Genomic DNA, 19171 nt, shown 5'->3' on the forward strand with positions numbered 1-19171 from the left:
GGTCGGCGGCGGCGTCGCGGGCTGCGAACCGGCTGCTGCGGCACGCTCCCGCTCGCGCGCCTGGCGCCGCGACAGGGGCGGCTGCGCGTCGGACGAACTCATGCAACGCTCCGATACAGGTGGTGCTTGGAGATGTACTGGACGACCCCGTCGGGGACCAGGTACCAGACGGGGGAACCACGTCTCACCCGGTCGCGGCAGTCGGTCGACGAGATGGCCAGTGCGGGGACTTCGAGCAAGCTTACGTCTCGCTCGGGGAGTCCGCTGATGCTCAGGTCGTGTCCCGGACGCGTCACGGCGACGAAGTGCGCGAGGTCCCAGAGACCATCATGGTCTTTCCAGTCGACAATCTGCTGAACGGCGTCTGCGCCCGAGATGAAGACGAGCTGCGCGTCCGGCCGCTGTTCGTGCAGGTCGCGGAGCGTGTCGACCGTGTACGTCGGGCCGGGGCGGTCGATGTCGACGCGGCTCACCGTGAACATCGGGTTGGACGCGGTCGCGATGACCGTCATCAGGTAGCGGTGCTCGGCATCCGTCACGCCCGACTTCATGTAGGGCTGACCGGTGGGGACGAACACGACCTCGTCCAGGTCGAACGCCCGAGCGACCTCGGACGCCGCGACGAGGTGACCGTGGTGGATGGGGTCGAACGTGCCGCCCATCACCCCGATGCGCGGTCGTCCGGTGCTCTCGAGCATCGCGTGCAGATCAGATCTTGGTGTGGCCGAACTCGTCGACACCGGTCTCGTGGTGGCGGGTCGCCTCGAACTTCTGCGAGTGGCGGTACGCCACGTCGCGGAAGCTCCAGGTGACGAAGCCCAGGAAGACGAAGAACAGCGCACCGACGAGCGGGAACACGAACGCCGGGGCCCCGGAGGCGTGCTCAGCAGCTTCTGCGAGGAAGGTCATCGTTCGGTGCTCCGTTCGGTCGGGGAAAGACGCCGTTCAGTCTAGCCGCGGATCTGGCCGTTCCCGCGCACGATCCACTTGGTGCTCGTGAGCTCCGGCAGCCCCATCGGGCCACGCGCGTGCAGCTTCTGCGTCGAGATGCCCACCTCGGCGCCGAACCCGAACTCCCCGCCGTCGGTGAAACGCGTCGAGGCGTTCACCATCACGACCGCGGAGTCGACCGTCGCCAGGAACCGCTCGGCCGTGTCGACGTCGTTCGTGACGATCGACTCGGTGTGGTGGGTGGACCAGCGCGCGATGTGCGCCATCGCGGCGTCGACGTCCGGCACGACGCGGATCGACAGGTCGAGGTCCATCGACTCGGTCGCCCAGTCCTCGTCGGTGGCGCGCAGCACGCCCGGCACGATCGCCCGCGTGGCGTCGTCGCCGCGCAGCGTGACGCCGGAGGCGCGGAGCCGGTCCGCGAGCACGGGCAGCAGCCGCTCGGCCGCCTGTTCGTGCACCAGCAGCGTCTCGAGGGCGTTGCAGACGCTCGGCCGCTGCACCTTGCTGTTCAGGACGATGTCGACGGCTCGCTGCTCGGGGGCCGACGCGTCGAGGAACACGTGCACCACACCGGCGCCGGTCTCGATCACGGGGACCTGCGACTCGGTGACGACGGTCTGGATGAGCGAGGCGCTGCCGCGCGGGATGAGCACGTCGACCAGGCCGCGTGCGCGCATGAGCTCGGTGGCGCCGGCACGGCCGAACTCGTCGATGGTCTGCACGAGCTCGCGCGGCAGGCCGACGGACTCGACGGCGTCCTGGATGCGGGCCACGAGCACGGCGTTCGTCCGCTGGGCCGCCGAACCCCCGCGGAGCACGACCGCGTTGCCGGACTTCAGCGCGAGCGAGGCGATGTCGACCGTGACGTTCGGTCGTGCCTCGTAGATGGCGCCGACGACCCCGAACGGCACCCGCACCTGGGTGAGCTGCAGGCCGTTCTGCAGCAGCGAGCCCCGCAGGTGCTCCCCCACCGGGTCCTGCAGGCCGACGACGTCCTCGACCGCGGTGGCCAGCGCCTCGATGCGTGCGGGGTCGAGCCGGAGGCGGTCGACGAGGCCGGAGGACAGGCCGCTCTCCTCGCCCGCGACCAGGTCGCCGTGGTTCGCGGCGACGATCTCGTCGGTGGCGGCACGGACCCCGGCGGCGATCGCCACCAGGGCTGCGTCCTTGACCGCTGTCGTCGCGGTCGCCAGGGCCGACGAGGCGGTCCGGGCCGCCACGAGCGTGTCGGTCAGGGTCGGGGCGGGCGCGATCGACGACATGGTCCGATTCTAGGTCCGCTCGTCGGCCCGTGACGGGCGTGACGGCGTCTCGCCGGCCGACCGGTCACGACACGTCGTACGACCAACGCCGAGCGGTCGCGCCGCGTCGCTCCGTGCCGACCCCGTCGACTGGTCCAGACCGTTCGACGCAGTCCGTCGGTGAGTCGTGACCGCCTGGAGGCCCGGCACCGGTCCCCGGGACCCGCGCCGGGCCTCCAGGCGGTCGCGTTCACCACGCCGACCGGTCACGACACGTCGTCCTGCGCCACGCGGGCGGTCGCAGACCGTCGCTCCGCGACGCCCGCGCCGACGGTCTCTGACCGGTCGGCGCCGTCCCGACCACGAGTCGTGACCGCTCCGGGCACGGACCCACCCGTGTCAGGGACGCGGCGCGGCGTGGAACCAGGTGCCGACGTGCTCGCCCGACAGGGCGCGGTCGACGAGGGCCGTTGCGGTCACCAGCACCGAGGTGCCCGCGTCGGCCGCGAGCCGTGCGGCCGCGACCTTGGTGCCCGCGCCCCCGGTCCCCACACCGGACTTGCCGACGGAGCCGAAGGTGACGCCGGCGAGCTCGTCGCCGAACCGTACCTCGTCGATGCGCTCGGCGCCGGGCTGCTCGGGCGGCTTCGTGTACAGGGCCTCGACGTCGGAGAGCAGCACCAGGGCGTCGGCACCGAGCAGCCGCGCAACCAGGGCGGCGAGCCGGTCGTTGTCGCCGAAACGGATCTCGTGCGTGGCGACCGTGTCGTTCTCGTTCACGATCGGCAGCACGCGCAGGGCGAGCAGCCGGTCGATGGCGCGCTGCGCGTTGACCCGGTGCGTGGGGTTCTGCAGGTCGCCGGCGGTCAGCAGGATCTGTGCCGCGACGACCCGGTGCCGGTCGAGTTCCTTCTGGTAGCGGAACATCAGGACGTTCTGACCGGTGGCCGCGGCGGCCTGCTGCGTGGCGAGGTCGTCGGGACGGCCCTCGAGCCCGAGGAACGGGAACCCGGTCGCGATCGCACCGGACGACACGAGCACGACCTCGGTGCCCCGCCCGTAGGCGTCGGCAAGGGCGTCCACCAGCGGACCGATCTGGCCGGCGGCATCACCGCTGACCGAGGACGAGCCGACCTTGACCACGATCCGCCGCGCACGCGGGATGTCCTCGCGCCGGGTGACGGGTCCGAGGTCGGTGCGGGCGGTCGTGTCGGTCATGCCGCGGTCAGTCCTTCTGGTCGCTGGTCTCGACGTCGCCGGTCTCGAGGTCGTCGCTGGTGACGACGTCGTCGTTCACCCAGAGGCCGGACACTCGCTCCTGCTCGAGCTCGGCACGGGCGGCCGCCTTGGCGTCCATGCGCTCGAAGTACTCCTCGCGACGTTCGTTGCGGGTCGGACGCGAGGTCGCACCGATGCGGGCGTCGGTGCCGCGCGCGCTCGTGATGAGCTCCGCGGTGGACGTGAGCGTCGGCTCCCAGTCGAAGACCATGCCGCCGTCGCCACCGATCACGACGGTCGAACCGGCGACCGCGCCGGCCTTGAACAGGCCGTCCTCGACACCGAGCTTCGCGAGCCGGTCGGCCAGGAAGCCGATCGCCTCTTCGTTGGTGAAGTCGGTCTGCTGGATCCAGCGCTCCGGCTTCGCGCCGCGGACGCGGAAGAAGCGGTGCTCCTCGCCGCCCTCGGCACGGACCGTGAAGCCCTGGTCGTTGACCGCACGGGGGCGGATGACGATGCGCTCGACGACGGGCTCGGCCGCGCGCTTGGCGCGACCCTGCTCGACGACCTCGGCCAGCGCGAACGTCAGCTCACGCAGCCCCTTGTGCGACGCCGTGGAGATCGGGAACACGCGGTAGCCGCGGCCCTCGAGCTCGGCGGTGACGAACTCGGCGAGCTCCGCGGCGTCCGGCACGTCGATCTTGTTGAGCGCGATCAGCTGCGGACGCTCGAGCAGCGGCACCTGGCCCTCGGGGACCGGGTAGCGTTCGAGCTCGCCGAGGATGACGTCGAGGTCGCTGATCGGGTCGCGGCCCGGGTCCATGGTCGCGCAGTCGATGACGTGCAGCAGGGCTTCGCAGCGCTCGACGTGCCGCAGGAACTCGAGGCCGAGGCCCTTGCCCTCCGACGCACCCTCGATCAGCCCGGGGACGTCGGCGACGGTGAAGCGGCTCTCGCCCGACTCGACGACGCCGAGGTTCGGGGTGAGCGTGGTGAAGGGGTAGTCGGCGATCTTCGGCTTCGCGGCCGAGATCGCTGCGATGAGCGAGGACTTGCCGGCGCTCGGGAAGCCGACGAGGGCGACGTCGGCGATGGTCTTCAGCTCGAGGCTGATGTCGCCCGCCCAGCCCTCGGTGCCGAGGAGCGCGAAGCCGGGGGCCTTGCGCTTGGTGGTCGAGAGCGCCGCGTTGCCGAGGCCGCCCTGGCCACCGGGGGCCACGACGACGCGCATGCCGGGTTCGGTCAGGTCGGCGATGACCTCGCCGGCCTCGTCGTACACGACGGTGCCGATCGGGAGCGGGAGCTCCTGGACCTCGCCGCTGACGCCGCTGCGGTGGTCGCCCATGCCCGGCTGCCCGTTCTTGGACGAACGGTGCGGCGAGCGGTGGTAGCCGAGCAGCGTGGTGACCTGCGGGTCGGCCACGAGCACGATGTCGCCGCCGTCACCGCCGTTGCCACCGTCGGGCCCAGCGAGGGGCTTGAACTTCTCACGGCGGACCGAGACGCAACCGTTGCCGCCCTTCCCCGCGCTGAGGTGCAGGGTCACGCGGTCGACGAAGGTCGCCATGGTTCCACTCCTGGAAGGTCGTTGCGCCGGCGTGATCCGTCAGCGCGTTGTGCCGACGGCATCCGTCAGCGCGTTGTGCCGACGTGATCCGTCGGCGGGAAAAGCGAAGGAGGGGCGGGCACTCGGCCCGCCCCTCCCGCTGAAGCTGATCGTCGCGACTACGCGTTGACGATGTTGATGACCTTGCGGCCACCCTTGGTGCCGAACTCGACCGAACCGGCCGAGAGGGCGAACAGCGTGTCGTCGCCACCGCGGCCGACGTTGGCGCCCGGGTGGAAGTGGGTGCCACGCTGGCGGATGATGATCTCGCCGGCGTTGACGACCTCGCCACCGAAGCGCTTCACGCCGAGGCGCTGAGCGTTCGAGTCACGACCGTTGCGAGTGGAACTCGCACCCTTCTTGTGTGCCATGAGCTGACTCCCTTACGCGATCTTGGTGATCTTGACGCGGGTCAGTTCAGCGCGGAAACCCTGGCGCTTCTTGTACCCGGTCTTGTTCTTGAACTTCTGGATGATGACCTTCGGACCGCGCAGGTCGTCGAGCACCTCGGCGGTGACGGTCACGTTGACGAGCTCGGAAGCCGCCGACGTGATCTTGTCACCGTCCACGAGGAGCACGGGGGCGAGGTCGATGTTGCCCTTGTCGTCCGCCTTGACACGGTCGACGGTCAGGATGGTGCCGACCTCGACCTTTTCCTGACGGCCGCCGGCGCGCACTACTGCGTAAACCACGTGGAAATCCTTACGTAACTCTGCTTGAGGGAAGTCTCGGGTGCCCACTTCTGCACGAGCGGCTCCCGGAAGGCCGGGCCCGATCGGCGACGCAGGCAGAACGGCCCGCTGACACCAGGGATCGAGAATACTCGATCCCCATGGGTCCGGTCAAACGGCGACACACGTACGATTGCACGGTGACCGTGTTGATCGACCCACCGACGTGGCCCGCTCACGACACTCTGTGGTCGCACCTCGTCAGTGATGAATCCTACGCGGAACTCCACGCGTTCGCTGCACGCGCCGGTGTGCCGCGTCGTGCGTTCGACCACGACCACTACGACGTGCCGCTCGCGAAGTACGACGAACTGGTCGCCGCGGGGGCTTCTGCGGTGTCCGGCCGGGAGCTCGTGCTGCGGCTGATCCGCAGCGGCCTGCGCGTGGCGCAGCGCGACAAGCGCGCGCACTGACGCGTCGGTCGCGCACGTCCGGCACGTTCGGTGCGGGGTTCCGGACTCGGTGCGGGGCACGCCGGCTCGCACGGCGTCCGGAACCTCGCACGGTGCGGACAGGAGGCCCGGCGCACCCCCGCCACGTCCGTCCCCTCGCACGGTGCGCGGCCGCGTCTCGGGCACGTGCGCACGGTGCGAGGTTGCTCACAGCGTGCGAGGTCGGCAGCACGGTGCGTCGCCAGAGGCTCGCACCGTGCCGCGGCCGCTGCACCGCCCGGAGAACCTCGCACGGTGCGGCGACAGGCGTGCGCCGCACCGCGCATGACCTCGCATGACCGCGGTCGAGTCACGGGCATGCGCGCACGGTGCGAGGTTGGCCACACAGTGCGAGGTACGAAGGCCGCACGATGTGGTCAACCTCGCACCGTGCAGCGACCGCCCACACGGCTGAGGGCGCCCCCACGACAGCACGCGCGACGACCCGAGGTCAGCGGGGCGCTGGACCGCCCCAGGGAGCGGCCGGCGGCTGCTGCTGGTCCGGACGGGGCTGTGCGCCGTACTGGCCGCCGTACTGCCCGTGGGGGTCCGGCTGGACCAGACCCTGTCCGTACGGGCCCTGTTGCGGCTGCTGCGGCCCCGGCTGCACGGTCGCGGGCGGGACGGCGTCGGCGGGCCGCACCGTGCCCGGTAGGCCGGTCGTCGGCGCGGTGCCACGGTTCCGTCGCGGGCGCCCGAGCCACAGCCACGCCGCGGTCGCGCTCGCCAGGAGCATCACCGTGAACGGCACCCCGTTCCGGAGCGGGTTCGTGACGACGTCGATGACCAGGCGGGACCCGCCCGAGGTGATCGCACCGAACGCGCCCGTGAAGACGCCGACGAGCGCGAGGGCGATCGTCCCGGCGGCTCCGGCGAGCACGGCGCGGAGCAGCACGGTCGGCAGCGGGCTGCGGCGGGCGATCGGCGTCAGGAACGCCAACGCCAGGAACGCCCCCGCGTAGAACGGGAACGGCGCCAGGAACACCGAGGCGATGAAGCTGCCGACCAAGCTGGCACCCGCGCCGTAGTGCGCGAACGGGCTGACGACGAGCGACGTCCCGATGAGGCCGACGATGCCGGACACGAACTCGACCAGCACGAGGGACACGACGGCGATGAGCGCCCCCGCGGTGTTGTTCACCGAGGCGCCGGGCGCGAAGGCCCGACGTGGGTCGGCCGGTGCACGCGGCGGTCGCGGCGCGGCGTAGGGCACCCCGGCTGCGGGCTGGACGCCGTACGGCGGCTGCCCACCAGGTTGCCCGCCACCCACCGGCTGCCCACCGGACAGCGGCGCGGAACCACCGGCTCCCCCGGGTCCGGGCGGTGCGGGCTGCTGCCAGCCCGCACCGTAGTACCCACGATCCTGCTGCGGGTCACCGGGGTTCGTCACGCTCAGTTCCCCAGGATGACGGCGCCGTCGGTGTCCTCGCCGGAGGCACCCTCGGTCGTGGCCGGGGCGCTGATGCTCGGCGACGACACCCGGCGGGACCGCGAACGGCCCTGACCAGGCTGCTTCGGCTCGGGCAGCGCCTGGAGCACGGAGTCCAACAGCGACTCGGCGTCCGGGGCGACCTGGCGCGGCTCGCGCTTCGGGGCGGCGCCGAGCGGGATGTCCAGGATCGCGACCGTGTTGTCGGTCGGGGTCACCGTCGCGCTGGAGCTGACCCGACGGCGGGCCGGGGCCTTGGCCTTCGGCTCGGCAGCAGGAACTGCAGCAGCCTCGGCGACCGTCTGCTTCGGCTCGGCCTGCTTCGGTTCGACGGCGACCTCGGGCTCGACTGCGACGGGAGCGGACTCAGTGGTCTCGGTCGCGGGAGCGTTCGACTGCTCACCGCTGCGTCCACCACGGCCGCCACGGCGCCGACGCTTCGACCCGGTGGGCTGCTCGCCAGCACCGGAGTCGTCGGACGCGGACGTCGCTGCGGGGACGTCCGCCGAGGTCGGTGCCTCCGCCGAGGTCGGCGATGCCGGCGAGTCGTCGTGCGGGATCGTCGAGGCAGCGATCCGCGACAGCGCGTTCTTCACGTCGTCGGTGATCTGGTGCGCCTGGCTGGACTGCCCGTTCGACGAACCGGAACCGGAGCCACCGCCGGAGTTGCCCCCGCCGTTGCCGTGCCCGTTGCCGCCGTTGCCGCCGTTCCCGTTGCCACCGGCGCCGTTGCTGCCGGCACCGCTGCGCCCCTTGCGACGTCCCTTGCTCGGGCCCGGGTCGGCGTTGTTGTCGTTGACCTTGGCGTTGACCTCGTCGAGCGACTCGCGCAGGCCGACGCCGATCTTCTTGCGGGTCATCTGCACGAGGCCGAGCGAGGTGACCTCGGCGACCTGGTGCTTCGTGCGGTCGCGGCTCAGGCACTCGATCAGGCGACGGAGCACGAGGTCGCGGTTCTCCTCGAGCACCATGTCGATGAAGTCGACGACGATGATGCCGCCGATGTCGCGCAGGCGGAGCTGGCGGACGAGTTCCTCGGCGGCCTCGAGGTTGTTCTTCGTGACGGTCTCCTCGAGGTTGCCCCCGGAGCCGACGAACTTGCCGGTGTTGACGTCGACGACCGTCATGGCCTCGGTGCGGTCGATGACGAGCGAACCGCCGGAGGGCAGCCAGACCTTGCGGTCGAGCGCCTTGTCGATCTGCTCGTTCAGGCGGTACTCCTCGAAGGAGTCCGGGCCCTCGTAGCGGACGACGCGGTCCTTCAGGTCGGGCGCGACGGCCGACAGGTACTCGTCGATGGTGCCGCCCGCGGCCTCGCCGTCGATGATGAGCTTCGTGAAGTCCTCGTTGAAGACGTCACGCACGATCTTGACGAGCAGGTCCGGCTCCGAGTGCAGCATCACCGGGGCCTGGCCACCGGCGACCTTCTTCTGGATGGCCTCCCACTGGCTGGTCAGACGCTGCACGTCGCGGGTGAGCTGCTCCTCGGTCGCGCCCTCGGCTGCGGTGCGCACGATGACGCCCGCGTGCTCCGGCAGGACCTCCTTCAGGATCTTCTTCAGACGCGCACGCTCGGTGTCGGGCAGCTTGCGGGAGATCCCGTTCATCGAGCCGTTCGGCACGTAGACCAGGTACCGACCGGGCAGCGAGACCTGGCTGGTCAGACGGGCGCCCTTGTGGCCGACGGGGTCCTTCGTGACCTGCACCAGGACCTTGTCGCCCGGCTTGAGCGCGGCCTCGATGCGACGGCCGTGGCTGGTGTCGACCGAGTTCCAGTCGACCTCGCCGGCGTACAGCACGGCGTTGCGGCCGCGGCCGATGTCGACGAAGGCGGCTTCCATCGAGGGCAGGACGTTCTGCACCTTGCCGAGGTACACGTTGCCGATCAGCGACACGTTCTCGGACTTGGTGATGTAGTGCTCGGCGAGGATGCCGTCCTCGAGCACGCCGATCTCGATGGTCGACGAACTGGAGCGGACGATCATCTGCCGGTCGACGCTCTCACGGCGGGCGAGGAACTCGTCCTCGCTCACGACCTGACGCCGGCGTCCGGCGTCACGGCCGTCGCGGCGGCGCTGCTTCTTCGCCTCGAGTCGGGTCGAGCCCTTGATGCGCTGCGGCTCGGTGATGAGCTCGGGCTCGCGGCGGCGGGGCTCCTGGTGGTCGCGCGGCTCGCGCGGCGCACGTGCCTCGCGGTCGGCGCTGCTCCCCCGACGACGCGAGCGCCGGCGGGATCCGCCCTGCTCCTCACGCTCGTCGGTGTCGTACCGGTCATCGCGGTCGAACCGGTCCTCGCGCTCGGAGCGCTCGGAGCGCTCGGAGCGGTCGTAGCGGTCGTCACGGTCGTCCTCGTCGCGCTCGTACCGCGCAGCACGGCGCGGGAGCTCCGGCAGGACGGGGGCGTGGAAGATCAGGCTGAGCGTGCTCGTCGCCTTCGGGACGAACGGCTCGGCGGGGGCGGCGGGTTCGCTCGCCTCGGCCGTCGGCTCGGTCTCGGTCGGACGGGAGGCACCACTCGGCTCCGCCACGTCGGCTGCGGGCTCGGTCGGCTCGGCCGTGACCACCGGCAGGTCGCCGGTCAGCGTGCTCACGTCGTCCGGCTCGGCGCTCTGCGCGGAGACGGCCTCGACCGCGACGGACACGGCTTCTGCCGGTGCCCCGTCCGTCAGCGCGAGGGGCTCGTCGACGGCGGGCGACTGCACGGCGCCCCCCTGGCCCTGCTGGCCGGACGACCGGGCGCGGCGTCCGCCGAACAGGCGGGTCCGACGCTTCGGGGCGTTCTCGTCGTTGGTCGTGTTGTCGTTGTTCTGCTCCACCATGGACTGGCGCACTCCTCGGCCCCACTCGCACCCTTGTCAGGCGGCGGGAATTCTTTGGTTGTGGCGGTGGCGTCGACGCCCCGCGCTCGCTGTCTTCGTGATCGGTCTGCGTCAACTTCTCGTTGCGTCCGCTGCCGTTCCGGTCCGGGCACCCGGCCCGGGTCGGCTCGGCGTCGGAGTGACGCTGTCCCGACCACGGTGCGCTCTCACCGCACCTGATCGTCCGGACACTGCCCCGTGGGGCACTGCCCGGAAAGCTCTCTTCGGTCTGCGGTTGCCCGCACGACCTCCGGCCAGTATCGCACGCCGCTCCCGGAAAGGACCGGAAGCCGCGTGCGATGATGACGGCGTGAGCACGTCAGCGCCTGCCCCCCGTCGTCCGATCGCGATGGCCGTCTTCCTCTTGATCACCGGGTTCGTCGGCCTGTACGGGTCCTTCTCCCTGGTGCTCGACGAGTTCAAGAAGTACGCCGACCCCGACACGGTGCTCTCGTGCGACGTGAACCCGTTCATCAGCTGCTCTGACGTGATGGCGAGCTGGCAGGGCCACCTGTTCGGGTTCCCGAACCCGCTGCTGGGCGTGATGGGCTTCGTCGCGCCGATCGCCGTCGCGGTGATGATGCTCGCGGGCTTCCGCAACGGTTCGCGGTGGTTCTGGATCGCGTTCAACACCGGCGTGTTCCTGGCGTGGGTCTTCGTGACGTGGCTCTTCACCCAGACCGTCTGGTTCATCGGCGCGCTCTGCCCGTGGTGCATGCTCGTGTGGTCGATGACGATCCCGATGTTCTGGGTGTTCACGATCTGGAACGCCGCGCAGGGCCGCTTCGGTTCGAAGACCCAGCGGTTCGGCCAGGTGCTGCTCCCCTTCTGCTGGGCGTTCCCGCTGGCGAACTACCTGTTCATCATCGTGACGATCATCATCAAGTTCCCGACCATCCTGACGGTCTTCTGATCCGCTGCTGGGCGTTCCCGATGCGGCACCGATGACACATCGATGACACGTCACCGAATTCCTGGGGGCTTCCCAGGCAGGACGCCCGATCGCCGTCCGGGCAGCACCTACGCTCGATTCCGATGAGCGAGAACGAGAGCAAGAAGGTCCGTCGCGACGCCGCCCGAGAGCGCGCTCGCGAAGCCCGGGCGAAGGAACAGGCGCGACGTCGCCGCAACAGGACGCTCGGCATCAGCGGCATCATCGTCGGCAGCCTGGCGGTCGTCGCCGTGGTCGTCCTGGTGATCGCGAACTCGGTGCAACCCGCGGGGCCCGGGCCGCGCAACATGGCGAGTGACGGCATCTTGTTCACCGGCCAGAGCGGCGAGATCGTACCCGTCGAGACGAAGGCCACGCCCGACGGTGGGACCCCGACGGCGACGAAGCAGGACGACTCGGTGGCGAACATCACCGTGTACTCGGACTACATGTGCCCGTACTGCAACCAGTTCGAGACGGCGCAGATGGACCAGATCGAGCAGTGGGTGAAGGCCGGCTCCGCAACGCTCGAACTGCACCCGTTCAACCTGCTCGACCGGGTATCCCTCGGATCGAAGTACTCCACCCGCTCCGCCGCCGCGGCCGCCTGTGTGGCGAACTACGACCCGGATGCGTTCCTGGCGTACAACACGTCGCTCTACGAGAACCAGCCGTCCGAGAGCACCAAGGGGCTGACGAACGACGAGTTGGCGTCCCTGGCGAAGGACGCCGGCGCGACGAACAGCAAGGTCGCCTCGTGCATCACCGGGCAGCACTTCGCCGGGTGGGTCGCCGACGCCACGAACCGGGTGATGAACGACCCGATCCCGAACTCGTCACTCGACAAGGTGACGAGCACCCCGACGATCATCGTGAACGGCAAGCAGTTCACCGGCTCCCTGACCGACACCGACGCCTTCGCGTCCTTCGTCGAGCAGAACGGTGGCGCCGCCTAGGCACGAGGCAACGCGACGACGAAGGCCCCCGCTTCCGGATGGAAGCGGGGGCCTTCGCTCGTGCGTGGTGCTACTTCGCCGCGGCGTCGATCGCGGTGATGACCGTGCTGAGGTCGTCGAGGCGCTTGCCGTTCACGACCACGGTCGGCGTGCCGAAGCCCTGCGTGCCCTGCAGTGCCTCGTCCGCGGTGACGAGCTTGGTGGACTTGGTCACCCAGCCCTTGAACTGCTCGGTCGACAGGCACTCGGAGACGTTCGACCCGGTCGCACCGCCCGCTTTCACGAGCTTCGCGATCTCGGCGTTCGTCAAGCCCGAGGTGCCCTCGGTGGGCTGATTGTCGAAGAACTGCGTCTGGACGTCCAGGAACTTGTCCGGCGCGTAGTTCGCGACGCACATCGCGGCGTTCGCGGCCCGGCTGGCGTAGCGCGAGCTCTGGTAGCTGCGGTCGAGGATCGACACCGGCTGGATGGCCAGCGTCGCGTCGCCCGACTTCACCTTGTCCAGGATCTGGTCGGCGTAGGCGGCCTCGAACTGCTTGCAGACCGGGCAGGCCCAGTCGACGTACTCGGTGACCGCGACCGCACCGTCGGTGTTCGACGTCGGGACCGCCGACGGGGTGCCCTTCGCGGTGACGGCCTTCGTGGTCACCGGGGTGACCTCGCCGCCCTCGCCGGTGAACTGGATCGCGCCGGTGGCCATGTTCTTCGGCCCGGCAGCGGACACGGCGGGTGCGTTGTTCACGTTCACCACGACGAGCGTGATGATCGCGGCGATCGCGATGATGCCCAGGCCGATGCCGCCCTGCAGGAACCACTTGTTGCGGCGCTTGCGACGCTTCTCGGCGTCGGCGCGCTGGCGCGAGACCTCACGCGCGTGCTGGCGACGCTCGTTCTTGGTGGGTCGGTCGTTGTTCGTCACGAGTCGTGCCCCCGGCGTCTCAGGCGAACCAGAGCGCGAGCTCGCGCGCCGACGACTCGGTGCTGTCCGACCCGTGCACCAGGTTCTGCTGCACCTTGAGGCCCCAGTCGCGACCGAGGTCGCCACGGATGGTGCCGGGTGCGGCGCTGGTCGGGTCGGTGGTGCCGGCGAGCGACCGGAAGCCGGCGATCACGCCGTTGCCGGCGACGCGCACGGCGACGACCGGACCGGACTGCATGAACTCGACGAGCGGCTCGAAGAACGGCTTGCCCTGGTGCTCCTCGTAGTGCGCGTCCAACAGGTCGCGCGGCGCGGTGAGCATCTTCAGGTCGACGATCTCGTAGCCCTTCGACTCGATGCGGCGGAGGATCTCACCGGTGAGCTGGCGGGCGACGCCGTCGGGCTTGACGAGGACGAGGGTCTCTTCGAGGTCGGACACGCAGTACTCCTAGTGTGTTCGCGGGATCGGAGGGGTGGTCAGTCCTCGCCCATGGCGGCCCGGCGCGCGGCGTTCTGACGGTCGAGTTGACCGCCCTTGACGAAGCAGAAGACCCACAGCGCCAGGAACACCACGGCGACCGCGAACATGAACGGTTCGATGAACCCGGTGGCGAGGATGGCCGCCTGCAGCAGCCACCCGAACCCTACACCGGCGGGGTTGCCGGTCAGACGTGAGGCCAGCGCCAGCACGATCATCGCGCCGATGCCGCCGCCGAACGCCAGGGCCGGCGGCAGGGTCCCCTTGCCGAACACGACGAGCATCGGGAAGAAGAACATGATCGCCTCGAGCACGAGCGCGATCGACAGCAGGCTCTCCTGCGCCCCGCGGTCGCGTCGCGGCTTGCGGGTGCGCGGTGCACGCCCCGGCCGGGAGGTGGGCCCACGCGAGCCGGTTCCAGACGACCGCGGAGCTTGCGGAGAGGTCGGCTGGCCGTGCTCGTGGGGACGTGGTGCGTTCGTCACTTCGTCTCGCCTTCCCGGTGGACCAGGTCCATGACCGCACCCACCATCACGATGGAGCCCGCGACGAGCACGAGGGCGTCCTCGGCGTCCGCCTCGTCCGCCAGGTCGCGTGCCTGCTGGAGGGCGGCGGCGAGTGACGGCTCGACGACGACGCGGTCCGCGCCGACCTCGTCCACGACGACCTTCGCGAAGGCGTCCGCGTCGAGGGCACGCTCCCCCGGTGGCTGCGTGACGACGAAGGTCTCGACGGTGCCCTTCAGCGCGCGCACGAACCCACGGGCGTCCTTGTCGCCGAGTATCCCGACGACGCCGACGACGTGCTCGGACGGGAACGCCACGGGCAGGGCCTCGGCCAGGGCCGCGGCGCCGTGCGGGTTGTGCGCCGCGTCGACCACGACGGTCGGGTCGGTGGCGATCGGCTGGAGGCGGCCGGGGCTGGTGGCACCGGCGAGGCCCTCGGACAGGACGTCCTCGTCGAGCGCCTGGGTGCCCCGACCGAGGAACGACTCGACCGCGGCGATCGCGACGGCCGCGTTGTGCGCCTGGTGCCGGCCGAACAGCGGCAGGAACAGGTCGTCGTAGCGGCCGGCGATGCCCTGCACGGTGATGAGCTGACCGCCCACCGCCGGCGTGACGTCGACGAGCGAAAACCCGGTGCCCTCGACCGCGAGGGTCGACTCAGTGAGCTCGGCGGCGCGCTCGAGCTCGACGAGTGCCTCCGGGACCTGCTCGCTCGACACCACGGCGGACGACGGCTTGATGATCCCGGATTTGGTCCGCGCGATCTCCGCCACGGTGCTGCCGAGCTGCTTCGCGTGGTCGATGGCGATCGGCGTGAACACCGCGACCTGGCTCTGCACGACGTTGGTGGAGTCCCACTCGCCGCCCATGCCGACCTCGATCACGGCGACGTCGACCGGTGCCTCGGCGAAGCACGCCAGGGCCAGGACGGTCAGTGCCTCGAAGAAGGTGAGCGGGAGCTCGCCCTTGTCCGTGAGCTCCTTGTCGGTGAGCTCGAGGACGGGGGCGATGTCGTCCCAGTTCTCGACGAACCGGCTCGGCTCGATCGGCTGCCCGTCGATGACGATGCGTTCCCTGATCGACACCAGGTGCGGGCTCGTCATCTGGCCGGTGCGCAGCCCGTGGGCACGGACGATGCTCTCGGTCGTGCGCGCGGTGGACGTCTTGCCGTTCGTGCCGGTGATGTGGATCACCGGGTACGCCAGGTGCGGGTCCCCGAGCAGCTCGACGGCGCGACGGGTCGCGGTCAGGCGGTGCTCGGGCGACTGCTCGCCGATCCGGGCGTACAGGGCGGCCTCGACGCGCTTGACATCGTCGTCGTCACCGCCGTACGGCACGGCCTCGACCGGAGCGTCACCGGACGGCCCCACCGGGATCCGGATGCCGTCCTCGTCGTGCTGGTCGTGCTCGTCGTACTGGTCGTCGTCGCTCATGCGCGTGACACCTCCACGGTCACCTTCGCGCCGTCACCGACATCGGTGGTGGCGCCTGCCCCGAGGGGCACGATCTCGACGCTCGTCGCCAGGGTCTCCGCCGCGATGAGCTGCTGGTGGGTGCGCACCGACGCGTCGGCGGCCTCGTCGACCCCGAGGGTCAGGACGATGCGGTCGCTGACGTCCAGGTCGGCGTCGCGTCGGGCCTGCTGGACGGCACGTACGACGTCGCGGGCGAGTCCCTCGGCCTCGAGCTCGGGCGTGGTCACGGTGTCGAGCACCACGAAGCCGCCCTCGTCGAGGAACGCCACGGCGACCGACGGATCGGCGACGGTGAGGTCGAGCGTGTACTCGCCCTCGACCAGGTCGACACCGCCGACGGTCACGCCGGACTCGGTCGCGGTCCAGTCGCCCTTCTTGGCGGCCGGGATCACCTGCTGCACGGCCTTGCCGATGCGCGGACCGGCGACGCGGGCGTTGACGGTGAGCTTCCGCTCGATGCCGTACTGCGCCAGTGATTCCTCGGCCTGCGCCTCGAGCACGACCCGCTTGACGTTCAGCTCGTCGCGCAGGATGTCGGCGAACGGTTCGACCGCCGCCGGGTCCGGCACCACGAGGGTGAGCGTGGCGAGCGGCAGCCGGACGCGCTTGCCGGTCGCCTTGCGGAGCGCGAGGCCCTTCGAGGCGACGTCGCGCACGCGGTCCATGGCCGCGACGAGGGCGTCGTCGGCGGGGAACTCGGCCGCGTCGGGGAAGTCCGTCAGGTGCACACTCCGGCCACCGGTCAGGCCCTTCCATATCTCCTCGGTGACGAGCGGGGCGAGCGGGGCCGCCACGCGGGTCAGGGTCTCGAGCACCGTGTACAGCGTGTCGAACGCCGCACGGGCGTCGTCCCCTGCCGCGCCGTCGGCCCCGGTCCAGAACTTGTCGCGCGACCGGCGGACGTACCAGTTCGTCAGCACGTCGGCGAAGTCGCGGACGGCCTGGGCCGCGAGCGGGGTGTCGAGCGCGTCGAGGTGCTGCTGCACGTCGGACACGAGCACCCGGGTCTTCGCGAGCAGGTACCGGTCGAGGACGTCGGTGCTGTCCGTCCGGCGGGACGCCTGGTAGCCGTCCGGCCCGGAGGCGTTCGCGTACAGGGTGAAGAAGTAGTACGTCGACCACAGCGGGAGCATGAACTCGCGGACGCCCTGGCGGATGCCCTCTTCGGTGACGACGAGGTTGCCACCGCGGATCACCGACGAGGACATCAGGAACCAGCGCATGGCGTCAGCGCCGTCGCGGTCGAACACCTCGGAGACGTCCGGGTAGTTCCGCAGCGACTTCGACATCTTCTGACCGTCCGAGCCGAGCACGATGCCGTGGCTGATGACGTTCTCGAAGGCCGGTCGGTCGAACAGCGCGGTGGACAGCACGTGCATGACGTAGAACCAGCCGCGGGTCTGCCCGATGTACTCGACGATGAAGTCGGCCGGGTTGTGCGACTCGAACCACTCCCGGTTCTCGAACGGGTAGTGCACCTGGGCGTACGGCATCGACCCGGAGTCGAACCAGACGTCGAACACGTCGGTGATGCGGCGCATCGTCGAGTTCCCGGTGGGGTCGTCGGGGTTCGGGCGGGTGAGGTCGTCGATGAACGGACGGTGCAGGTCGACCTCGCCGTCGGCGTTCCGGGGCAGCCGCCCGAAGTCGCGCTCGATCTCCTCGAGCGAGCCGTAGACGTCCTGACGCGGGTACGACGGGTCGTCGGACTGCCACACCGGGATCGGCGTGCCGAAGTACCGGTTCCGGGACACCGACCAGTCGATGGCGTTCCCGACCCACTTGCCGAACTGGCCGTCCTTGACGTTGTCGGGCACCCAGTTGATGTCCTGGTTGAGCTCGCCCATGCGGTCGCGGAACTCGGTCACGCGGACGAACCAGCTCGAGACGGCCTTGTAGATGAGGGGCTTCCGGCAGCGCCAGCAGTGCGGGTAGCTGTGCTCGTAGGACGCCTGGCGGAGCAGTCGGCCGGCGTCGCGGACGGCCTTGGTCAGCGGCTTGTTCGCGTCGGACCAGAGCATGCCGGCGACCTCGCCGAACTGCGAGGTGAAGACCCCGCCCTCGTCGAGCGAGAGCACCACGGGGATGCCGGCAGCGGCGCAGACCACCTGGTCGTCGGCGCCGTAGGCCGGGGCCTGGTGCACGATGCCGGTGCCCTCGCCGGTCTCGACGTAGTCGGCGACCAGGATGCGCCAGGCGTGCTCCATGCCCTCGGTGTCGGCGAGGTGGTCGAACAGGCGCTCGTACTCGACGCCGTCGAGCTCCGCGCCCGCCAGGGTGCGGACGACCGCAGCAGCGGCGTCCTCCGCGCTCTCGTAGCCGAGGTCCTTCGCGTAGGCGGCCACGGTGTCCGAAGCCAGCAGGTAGGAGACGGAACCGGCGTCGGCACCGTCAGCCGCGCCTCCCGGCCCCGCAGGGAGCACCACGTACGAGACCGCAGGCCCGACCGCCAGGGCGGCGTTCGTGGGCAGGGTCCAGGGGGTCGTCGTCCAGGCGAGCGCACGCACGCCGGCCAGCCCGAGCGACTCGGCGCGCGCACCCTGCAGCGTGAAGGACACCGTGACGGACTGGTCCTGACGCATCTTGTAGACGTCGTCGTCCATGCGCAGCTCGTGGTTCGACAGCGGCGTCTGGTCGTTCCAGCAGTACGGCAGGACCCGGAAGCCCTCGTACGCCAAGCCCTTGTCCCAGAGCTGCTTCCACGCCCACAGCACGCTCTCCATGAACGTGGTGTCGAGCGTCTTGTAGTCGTCCTCGAAGTCGACCCAGCGCGCCTGGCGGGTGACGTACTGCTGCCACTCGTCGGTGTACTGCAGCACGGACTTCTTGGCGGCGGCGTTGAACACGTCGACGCCCATCTCGTCGATCTCGTGCTTCTCGGTGATGCCGAGCTGGCGCATCGCCTCGAGCTCGGCGGGCAGCCCGTGGGTGTCCCAGCCGAAGCGGCGGTGCACCTGCTTGCCGCGCATGGTCTGGTAGCGCGGGAAGACGTCCTTCGCGTACCCGGTCAGCAGGTGACCGTAGTGCGGCAGGCCGTTCGCGAACGGCGGGCCGTCGTAGAAGGTCCACTCGTCGCAGCCCTGGCGCTGGTCGATGGACGCCTGGAACGTGTCGTCGCCCTTCCAGAAGGCGAGGATCCCCCGCTCGACGGCGGGGAAGGACGGCGAGGGGACGACGCCATCGGCATCGGCGTTCAACGGGTACGGCACCGGGACTCCTTGTGGGTTCGCTCGATCTCCACGAGGACGGAGCAGGCTCCGCGGTACCACCTCGCTTGCCACGCCGTGCTGTCCGCACGTCACGACCGCTCGTGTTCGGGTTCGGTGCGGCCCGGTCCGCCCGGTTCTACTGACGAGCCGCTCGCGCGGACCGCGTTCTTCCGGGAGCTCCCCGGTGATGGCCGGATCGACGCTCGTGTGACAGGAGTTTAGCGGACGG

At 70.3% G+C, this 19171-nt stretch carries 17 protein-coding genes; 3 read left to right on the plus strand and 14 right to left on the minus strand.

What is annotated here, in order from left to right; all coding sequences use genetic code 11:
* Positions 1–98: 98 nt before the first annotated feature.
* The 7 genes from nadD to rplU form a co-directional block, all read right to left on the minus strand.
* Positions 99–698: a nicotinate-nucleotide adenylyltransferase gene (gene nadD, locus OGL88_RS13530; protein ID WP_111084540.1), complete on the minus strand. Its 600-nt coding sequence runs from the start codon at positions 696–698 to the stop codon at positions 99–101.
* A 10-nt stretch (positions 699–708) separates the two neighbouring features.
* The gene (locus OGL88_RS13535) at positions 709–909 is read right to left on the minus strand and encodes a hypothetical protein (protein ID WP_111084539.1); all 201 of its coding nucleotides are present in this window, start codon (positions 907–909) and stop codon (positions 709–711) included.
* Between the two features lie 41 nt (positions 910–950).
* A complete protein-coding gene (locus OGL88_RS13540) occupies positions 951–2216 on the minus strand; it encodes a glutamate-5-semialdehyde dehydrogenase (protein ID WP_263091722.1) in 1266 nt (421 codons plus the stop codon).
* A 378-nt stretch (positions 2217–2594) separates the two neighbouring features.
* Positions 2595–3413 carry a glutamate 5-kinase gene (gene proB / locus OGL88_RS13545; protein ID WP_263091723.1) on the minus strand — a complete coding sequence of 273 codons (819 nt, stop codon included), beginning with the start codon at positions 3411–3413 and terminating at the stop codon, positions 2595–2597.
* 7 nt (positions 3414–3420) lie between these two features.
* A complete protein-coding gene (obgE, locus tag OGL88_RS13550) occupies positions 3421–4980 on the minus strand; it encodes a GTPase ObgE (RefSeq protein WP_263091724.1) in 1560 nt (519 codons plus the stop codon).
* A 158-nt stretch (positions 4981–5138) separates the two neighbouring features.
* Positions 5139–5390: a 50S ribosomal protein L27 gene (gene rpmA, locus OGL88_RS13555; RefSeq protein WP_071257351.1), complete on the minus strand. Its 252-nt coding sequence runs from the start codon at positions 5388–5390 to the stop codon at positions 5139–5141.
* A 12-nt stretch (positions 5391–5402) separates the two neighbouring features.
* A complete protein-coding gene (rplU, locus tag OGL88_RS13560) occupies positions 5403–5711 on the minus strand; it encodes a 50S ribosomal protein L21 (protein ID WP_111084536.1) in 309 nt (102 codons plus the stop codon).
* A 179-nt stretch (positions 5712–5890) separates the two neighbouring features.
* On the opposite strand from rplU, the gene OGL88_RS13565 reads away from it, so the two are divergent.
* Positions 5891–6163 carry a DUF4031 domain-containing protein gene (locus OGL88_RS13565; protein ID WP_123313478.1) on the plus strand — a complete coding sequence of 91 codons (273 nt, stop codon included), beginning with the start codon at positions 5891–5893 and terminating at the stop codon, positions 6161–6163.
* Positions 6164–6632: 469 nt separating this feature from the next.
* Here the strand turns inward: OGL88_RS13565 and OGL88_RS13570 are convergent, their stop codons facing one another.
* Both OGL88_RS13570 and OGL88_RS13575 read right to left on the minus strand, forming a co-directional pair.
* Entirely contained in the window at positions 6633–7571 is a 939-nt protein-coding gene (locus OGL88_RS13570; protein ID WP_263091725.1) for a hypothetical protein, read from the minus strand.
* 2 nt (positions 7572–7573) lie between these two features.
* Positions 7574–10429 carry an Rne/Rng family ribonuclease gene (locus tag OGL88_RS13575; RefSeq protein ID WP_263091726.1) on the minus strand — a complete coding sequence of 952 codons (2856 nt, stop codon included), beginning with the start codon at positions 10427–10429 and terminating at the stop codon, positions 7574–7576.
* A gap of 349 nt (positions 10430–10778) precedes the next feature.
* Between OGL88_RS13575 and OGL88_RS13580 the strand changes: the two genes are divergently transcribed.
* A complete protein-coding gene (locus OGL88_RS13580; protein ID WP_263091727.1) occupies positions 10779–11381 on the plus strand; it encodes a vitamin K epoxide reductase family protein in 603 nt (200 codons plus the stop codon).
* Positions 11382–11503: 122 nt separating this feature from the next.
* Positions 11504–12355: a DsbA family protein gene (locus tag OGL88_RS13585; protein ID WP_263091728.1), complete on the plus strand. Its 852-nt coding sequence runs from the start codon at positions 11504–11506 to the stop codon at positions 12353–12355.
* Between the two features lie 70 nt (positions 12356–12425).
* On the opposite strand, the gene OGL88_RS13590 is transcribed toward OGL88_RS13585, so the two are convergent.
* Genes OGL88_RS13590 through ileS form a run of 5 tightly spaced genes read right to left on the minus strand, consistent with a single transcriptional unit; the run spans position 12426 to position 18942 of the window.
* On the minus strand, positions 12426–13274 hold the full coding sequence (locus OGL88_RS13590) for a DsbA family protein (protein ID WP_123673367.1): 849 nt from the start codon (positions 13272–13274) through the stop codon (positions 12426–12428).
* Between the two features lie 19 nt (positions 13275–13293).
* Positions 13294–13713, minus strand: a complete 420-nt coding sequence (gene ndk, locus OGL88_RS13595) for a nucleoside-diphosphate kinase (RefSeq protein ID WP_111084529.1) — start codon at positions 13711–13713, stop codon at positions 13294–13296.
* Positions 13714–13751: 38 nt separating this feature from the next.
* Positions 13752–14237, minus strand: a complete 486-nt coding sequence (locus OGL88_RS13600; protein WP_263091729.1) for a DUF4233 domain-containing protein — start codon at positions 14235–14237, stop codon at positions 13752–13754.
* Complete coding sequence (locus tag OGL88_RS13605; RefSeq protein WP_263091730.1) at positions 14234–15691, minus strand: bifunctional folylpolyglutamate synthase/dihydrofolate synthase; 1458 nt, start codon at positions 15689–15691, stop codon at positions 14234–14236. The genes OGL88_RS13600 and OGL88_RS13605 overlap by 4 nt, the downstream gene beginning before the upstream one ends.
* Positions 15688–18942, minus strand: a complete 3255-nt coding sequence (gene ileS, locus OGL88_RS13610; RefSeq protein WP_263091731.1) for an isoleucine--tRNA ligase — start codon at positions 18940–18942, stop codon at positions 15688–15690. The genes OGL88_RS13605 and ileS overlap by 4 nt, the downstream gene beginning before the upstream one ends.
* Positions 18943–19171: the final 229 nt, after the last annotated feature.

It is taken from the genome of Curtobacterium sp. RIT-PI-V, assembly GCF_025642935.1.
In the GTDB taxonomy this organism is placed as follows: domain Bacteria; phylum Actinomycetota; class Actinomycetes; order Actinomycetales; family Microbacteriaceae; genus Curtobacterium.